This is a genomic window from Paraburkholderia sp. Cpub6 (assembly GCF_014201065.1).
Taxonomy (GTDB): Bacteria; Pseudomonadota; Gammaproteobacteria; order Burkholderiales; family Burkholderiaceae; genus Paraburkholderia; species Paraburkholderia tuberum.
On the sequence record NZ_JACHDM010000069.1, the window covers coordinates 1 to 5922 of the forward strand.

At 57.3% G+C, this 5922-nt stretch carries 6 protein-coding genes; all 6 read right to left on the reverse strand.

The features are described 5' to 3' along the window. Positions 1-433: 433 nt before the first annotated feature. Positions 434-1309 (reverse strand): DUF707 domain-containing protein, encoded by an 876-nt coding sequence (locus HDG33_RS36485; protein WP_184041134.1) that lies wholly within the window; start codon positions 1307-1309, stop codon positions 434-436. A 66-nt stretch (positions 1310-1375) separates the two neighbouring features. Continuing rightward, positions 1376-2488, reverse strand: a complete 1113-nt coding sequence (gene glf / locus HDG33_RS36490) for a UDP-galactopyranose mutase (RefSeq protein ID WP_184041136.1) — start codon at positions 2486-2488, stop codon at positions 1376-1378. Further along, positions 2478-3743, reverse strand: coding sequence for a flippase (locus HDG33_RS36495; protein WP_184041138.1), 1266 nt, complete (start codon positions 3741-3743; stop codon positions 2478-2480). Before HDG33_RS36495 ends, glf begins: the two co-directional genes overlap by 11 nt. Positions 3744-3953: 210 nt before the next feature. Then, positions 3954-4934 carry a glycosyltransferase family 2 protein gene (locus HDG33_RS36500; RefSeq protein WP_184041140.1) on the reverse strand — a complete coding sequence of 327 codons (981 nt, stop codon included), beginning with the start codon at positions 4932-4934 and terminating at the stop codon, positions 3954-3956. A 71-nt stretch (positions 4935-5005) separates the two neighbouring features. After that, on the reverse strand, positions 5006-5236 hold the full coding sequence (locus HDG33_RS36505; protein WP_246530000.1) for a hypothetical protein: 231 nt from the start codon (positions 5234-5236) through the stop codon (positions 5006-5008). Positions 5237-5468: 232 nt separating this feature from the next. Next, a complete protein-coding gene (locus HDG33_RS36510; protein WP_184041142.1) occupies positions 5469-5756 on the reverse strand; it encodes a hypothetical protein in 288 nt (95 codons plus the stop codon). Positions 5757-5922: the final 166 nt, after the last annotated feature.

The following is a 5922-nucleotide window of genomic DNA, read 5'->3' on the forward strand; positions in this document are numbered from 1 at the left end:
AGAAGATTCCGGCCTTGGTCCGATCCATGTTTCAACATCCGTCAGTCCGCTACGCGGCTTGACCCATGTCCGGTTACTTTGTTTCGGCTTAGTAATCAGCGTTGCCTTATTTTCGATTGATGCAAGGTGGCCATGTGGTCTCCGGGGTGAAGGCTGCTTTCATGAAGCGTTGCGATGCGATCAACCCTTGCACATTGCGTACCAGTTCGTGAGGCTAGTGCCGGTCGCGGGTAGTCGACGCTGTTCAGCTTGCGAAGTGCTGGTTAGTCAGCAAAGTGCTGGACGAAAGCTGCTGGAGCCGCAACCCGGTTGGCTAGCTTTGGCCGTGTTCGGATCGAAGAGCCGTTTCAGGCGTTCACAAGATTGGTGATGCCGGTGCCTTTATCACTACGGCGCAGCAGCGATACGGCATTCAAATCAATCATCCATGTTGTTACCCTAAGGGACTCGAACGTCCATTCGGAGCCCGATATGGCTGCGTTTTGCGCTTGGTATAGTGAAGCCACGGAAGATACTCTTTCAGCAGCCCCAGATAGGCGATGAGATTTTTCCGTCGCGCAGGATGGCTGCCTTTTACTGCATGCATGAACAACATTGGGTTGCCCAGCCGACCGCTCGCATAGGTTTTGCCTACGTAGCGTGTTCTGCCCCGCAGAACCTTGATCGACGCGCGCATTCCGTATTGCGCGAGCGTCTGATGCAATTCCGACCACGCCATGCTGTGGTCCGCTGAGGCGACCGGCCGTGTATGCAACACGGCAAAACGGTCGACAATGCCAACCTTCCCTAGCGGGGCGACCTGTTTGGGCCACAGGTAATCCAGACCCCAGCCTGTGCTGGTCCATCCAAAGCTGTCCTTTATCGCATGCAAGGCATTCGACGAGAAACATGGCACCATCACTTCCACGAAATTGGTTTCACGAAACTCGAACGCCCTGTTCTGCAACGTCGTTGCGTGACTGAAGTAGCTTCTCTGGTCGAGAGACGGTTGCGCGAGTGCGAAATTCTCCCGTTCTACATAGTCGAAGAACTCGTTGAGCGTTTGAACATCGGTCAGGATATCGTCGTCCGGGAGCCAGATGTAGCGGTATTGCAAAACCAATTCGGCGTTTCGCAACATGAAGTCGTGAAGACCTTCCCACTTTGATCCCTTGAATCGATGTATGGTTTTAGCAAAGTCGTCCGCAAAATTTTTGTCTTTCCCGTAGTAACTCAGTATCAGGTCAAAGCGCGGGGTCTTTCCGCCGCTGAACCATTGCGGATGCAAGGAGCGGTCTCCACACCTCAGAACGACCAGGTACTTTTCCATCTTCCGAACTCCCTATGCGATGCTCCGAATCTTCCAGTCAGTCCCAGGAAAGCTCTCAGGTGCCCGCTAGCACTCGCTGATTGCTGCGCTCTGGATGAGCCCTTCCGCAGCTTTAAGCGCCGCACCAACGACCTGGTCCATGTTGTAGTAGCGATACTGCGCGAGCCTGCCCACAAAAGTAATATCGGCAACTGTCTCCGCAAGCGCGTTGTAGCGCAGGAACAATGCCTCGTTTTCCTTGCGTGGAATCGGGTAGTACGGCTCACCTTCGGCTCGCGGATACTCCCTGACGATCGAGGTGCCCGGATGCTGCTGCCCGGTGAGGTGCTTGAACTCCGTAATCCTCGTGTATTCGTGATCGTTCGGATAGTTGACGGTACCTGTCGTCTGAAAGCGCTCCACGTCGCTCAGATGCTGGTGCTGAAAATCCAGGCTGCGGTACGGCAGCTTGCCGAAGCGATAGCCGAAATACGCGTCAATCCGTCCTGTGTACACAAGGTGTCCGCATTCGATACTCGCTTTCACCTCGTTATAGTCGGTCGACAGACGTACCTCGATGTCCGGACTGCCAAGCATCCTTTCGAACATCGCGGTGTAGCCTTGCGCCGGCATGAATTGATACGTATCGGTGAAGTACCGGTCGTCGTCGTTCGAACGTGTCGGGATTCGCGCAGCGACACCCGCGGACAGTTCAGAAAGATCGAGTCCCCATTGCTTGCGCGTATAGCCACGGAAAAACTTCTCGCACAGATCGCGGCCAACGCTGCTGAGCACCGCGTCTTCGCTGGTGGAGACGGTTCCTCGCGCTTCACTTACCGACTCGAGAAACGCCACGGTGGCCTGCTCGTTCAGGTCGAGGCCATATAACCTGTTGATCGTCGTGCGATTAATCGGTATTGGATAGAGGCCCCCGTCTACATAGGCCTTCACGCGATGCTCGTAGAAGCGCCAATCGGTAAAAGCCGACAGGTATTCGAATATCCGCTTGCTGTTGGTATGAAAGATATGCGGACCGTACGGATGGATCAGCACGCCGTTCTCATCGTGCCGGTCGTAGGCGTTGCCGCCTATATGATTCCGTTTGTCGACGACGAGCACGCGTTTTCCGCTTGCCGCGAGGCGTTCGGCACAGACCGCGCCCGCAAAGCCGGCGCCTACGATAAGGAAGTCATATTTCATCTGTGCGCACCCTCGTTTGGAAAGCCGGAACCTTGCATTTGATCAGGTAAAGCGCCATCGAGGCCGTGACGAGAAACTCGGTGGCCAGCGCTGACATTGCCGCGCCCTGAGCGCCGTAAAACCATACAAGCGGCACGAGGATGGCAAGATTGAACAGGCCGGCGACGATCAGGATCTCGCTGACCTTCTTCTTCATGCCGAGCGGCAGCATCAGCTGAACGCCGAATACACCGCTCAGCCCGATGAGCAGTGGCATCGGCGCCATCCACTTCAGGACGATCACGGCCGGTTCGTACCCGGAGCCCATCGCGATACGAACGATCAACTCGGCGCCGCCCCACAGCGCGACCGAAGCCAGCAACATGGACGAGCCCGCCAGGTAAAACATCTTGCGCACCAGCGCAAACGCCTTGGCGGAGTCTTCGGAAAAGAGCGCCGTCACGCGCGGGTACACCGCGTTGGCGACCGGTACGAGCGGCGCCTGGGCGAGGTTGCGGATCTTGTCGGCGACGCCAAAGAAGCCAACAGCGGCATCCCCCGCAATAAATCCGAGCACCACGCTATTGGTGGTGGTGTACAAACTGATCGCTGCGGTGGAAATGAACGTGTGCCAGCCGTCACGAAGCGTCTCCAGGATCTCCGCCTTGCCCGGCACCATCGCGACAATCATCCGGTCTTTTACGATCAGGAACGAGGCGACGAGTCCGGCAGCAACCACGCTCATCGAGCTGATCAGCGAGGCGATCCACGTGTCGGCCGGCGAGTGCACCAGGACGAACGTGAGCGGAAGCAGCAGCAGCCGCGCGCTCAGCATCGAAACGGTAGTCAGCGTCATCTGCTCCAGGCCCTGGAACAGCCACTGGGGAAACAGCACCGTTCCGATCACGACCGGATAGGTCGCCAGCAGAACCGGCAGCAATTCGCGCAGTCTTGCCACGAACAACGCCGCTAACAGCAGCATCGCGAGGCAGACCACCGCGATCAGCGCCTTGGCGCCTTGCGTCGCCCAGAAGATCTTCGACACCGCGTACCGGTCATTCTGGACCCGTGCGACGTGGGCAGTCGATGACCAGTTGAAACCGTAGTCGGTCAGCAGTACGAGGTAGCCAATGATGGCTTGTGCGAAGATGTATGCGCCAAAGTGTTCCGGGCGCAGCACGCGCAACAGGTAGGGAACGGTTGCAAGCGGCAGCAGCATGTTAGCCGCCTGCAGGATGGTCAGCGCGACGATGTTCTGTCGGAGTGGATTCGCCATGGTTAGACCGTTTTCAATACTTCGATTAAAGTTCAGGACAAGCGCGGCATAAGCATAAGTCCATCATATATGTCACACGCACAGGGTCACCAGATTTCGTCGTCAGTAGGCGCGGCCCGTTGGGGTACGCAAACGCCGTGCCTTTCAGAGGGTTAAACGGATACTTCCAACGCGCTCTGCGTTATGTGCCAGATGGCGCATTTCGCAGGATCAGTGATGATTGAAGCGTCTCACGAAGCAATAGAAGATCCACGGATGGATCTTGAGCATCGTCATCGCAACGGAGAGCTTCGGCCGTCCGTCTGCATACATGCCGATCAGGTGCTTCACACGCAGCTTCTTCGAAACGCTATATAGGATCGGGCTCGCGAGCTCGTAGCTCGGCGCGGTCATAGCGGCCTGAAACGCGATCGCGCGGTATCCGAAGATGTATCTGAGCCGGAACAACAGACGTTTGTAGTCGGGAATCGGGAGGAACGCAGTGCGTTTTTCAACGCGGTCGATGATGACAAAAAGATCGACGACCCGCGGGTTGAAGCGCCTGGAAATTGCCGATTCGCGGAACATGTATGAGTAAAGGCTGTCCGGAATGAGCCGCACGATTTTCGCGCTGGCGAGCGTCTGCACCGTCACGCAAATGTCTTCGTAGATGAGACCGCACGGATGGTCGGCCGCGACGAAAATGGAACGGCGCACGAGTTTGTTCCAGCAAAAGGCTTGCAGTTCCAGTCCCATGATTTTCTGCACGGCTTGCACGCCGGTGATGATGCAGTCGCCGGAATCGATGCGAGCGTTGACGGCGCCATCGGGGCTCACGTGTTCGGCGGCGAAAATGACGACATCGGCGTCGTGCTGATCGGCTTCGCGCAGCACGGTGCGAATCAGATCGCGATGAACGTGGTCGTCGCTGTCGACGCAGAGCACATAGTCGCCGCGCGCTTCCGATGCGGCGATTTTTCGCGTTTCAGCGAGCCCTTTATTGTCGGTGTTCCTGATCAACTTCCATGGAATGCGATCCTGTTGCGCGAGCAGGCGGGCGGCGATTTCACCTGAGCGATCGGGGCTGCTGTCGTCGACGGCGATGATTTCGAAATCAGTGCAGGTTTGTGACAGCAGGGAATCCAGACAGTCTTCGATATAGTCCTCGACCTCGAAGACCGGCAGCAGAACGCTGATTCTCGGCGCGGACATGGACAGGCTCCTGAAAGCTTCGGTTTCTCTGGGCCAAGCGATGCCCGTTGTTTTGCTCTGCAACTCTGACCTCAATCTTCGTCACCATCGTTGCCGTCAAGGCCGTAGCGCCGTTTGTCCCGGCAATCCCAGCGGTGACGACCTGGGAGTCCGGTGATCTTGCGGATCCTGAAACCATCGGCGACATACAGCGCTCCGTCACGCCCGAACGCGAGCCCCCTTGGACCCGACAGCATCGCCTGAACCGCGAGACCGCCGTCACCTGCGTAGCCCGCCGCACCAACCATGCACGAATGGGACATCTCATGACACACACCCTTGGATCTGTCCTGACGCAAGTAGTCGACGGAATGATCCGTCGACGCCCGTAGCGGGCGATCAGCCGGAAGGCAGAGTTTGAATATAGTCCTTGGCGCGAGGGCATTTGAAACACTGACCCGAAGCGCTGAAGATCTGGCGCGTTTGTTCGAGTGTATGCGTCATCCAGTTCAATGAGCCGTGCGAGAAAACTTCACATGTCCAGCGGGCGAAGCCCTACCGGGCGGTGACAAAGCTCCAAAGCGCTGCGCATTCTGTATCGCTGAACGTGTATTGCGGCATCGCTTTCTTCAGCACGATTCCTGTCGGATCGACGCCGACATTCAGGACACGGCAGAACGAGCCCAAATCGTAACGACTCGGCGGGCCGCCGCGTCGGCGGGTATCGCTGAGCAGATACTGGCTTGTCAACGGGGGCGCAAAAGACGCTGCGTTGTCCGCGTGGCCGTGGCAATTGATACACCGGACCGCATTGTCAGGCAGCGTACGATTGTCGTCGCGCAAGTGCGCGACCAGCGCGTGCTGCCCGCTGATATGACTCCCGGTGTCAATCGGGATCGGTTTTTCAGTTTCTCGAATTCATATTGTTGGAATTTCCTGAGGGCGACGTAGCAGTACATCTCGACGGTGGATCATGCTGATATCCGCGGGTTGGGTACCGCATTACAGA

Coding starts and splice junctions, on each gene's coding strand:
- HDG33_RS36485 (WP_184041134.1), bottom strand. CDS start 1,309: ATGGAAAAGTACCTGGTCGTTCTGAGGTGTGGAGACCGCTCCTTGCAT.
- glf (WP_184041136.1), bottom strand. CDS start 2,488: ATGAAATATGACTTCCTTATCGTAGGCGCCGGCTTTGCGGGCGCGGTC.
- HDG33_RS36495 (WP_184041138.1), bottom strand. CDS start 3,743: ATGGCGAATCCACTCCGACAGAACATCGTCGCGCTGACCATCCTGCAG.
- HDG33_RS36500 (WP_184041140.1), bottom strand. CDS start 4,934: ATGTCCGCGCCGAGAATCAGCGTTCTGCTGCCGGTCTTCGAGGTCGAG.
- HDG33_RS36505 (WP_246530000.1), bottom strand. CDS start 5,236: ATGTCCCATTCGTGCATGGTTGGTGCGGCGGGCTACGCAGGTGACGGC.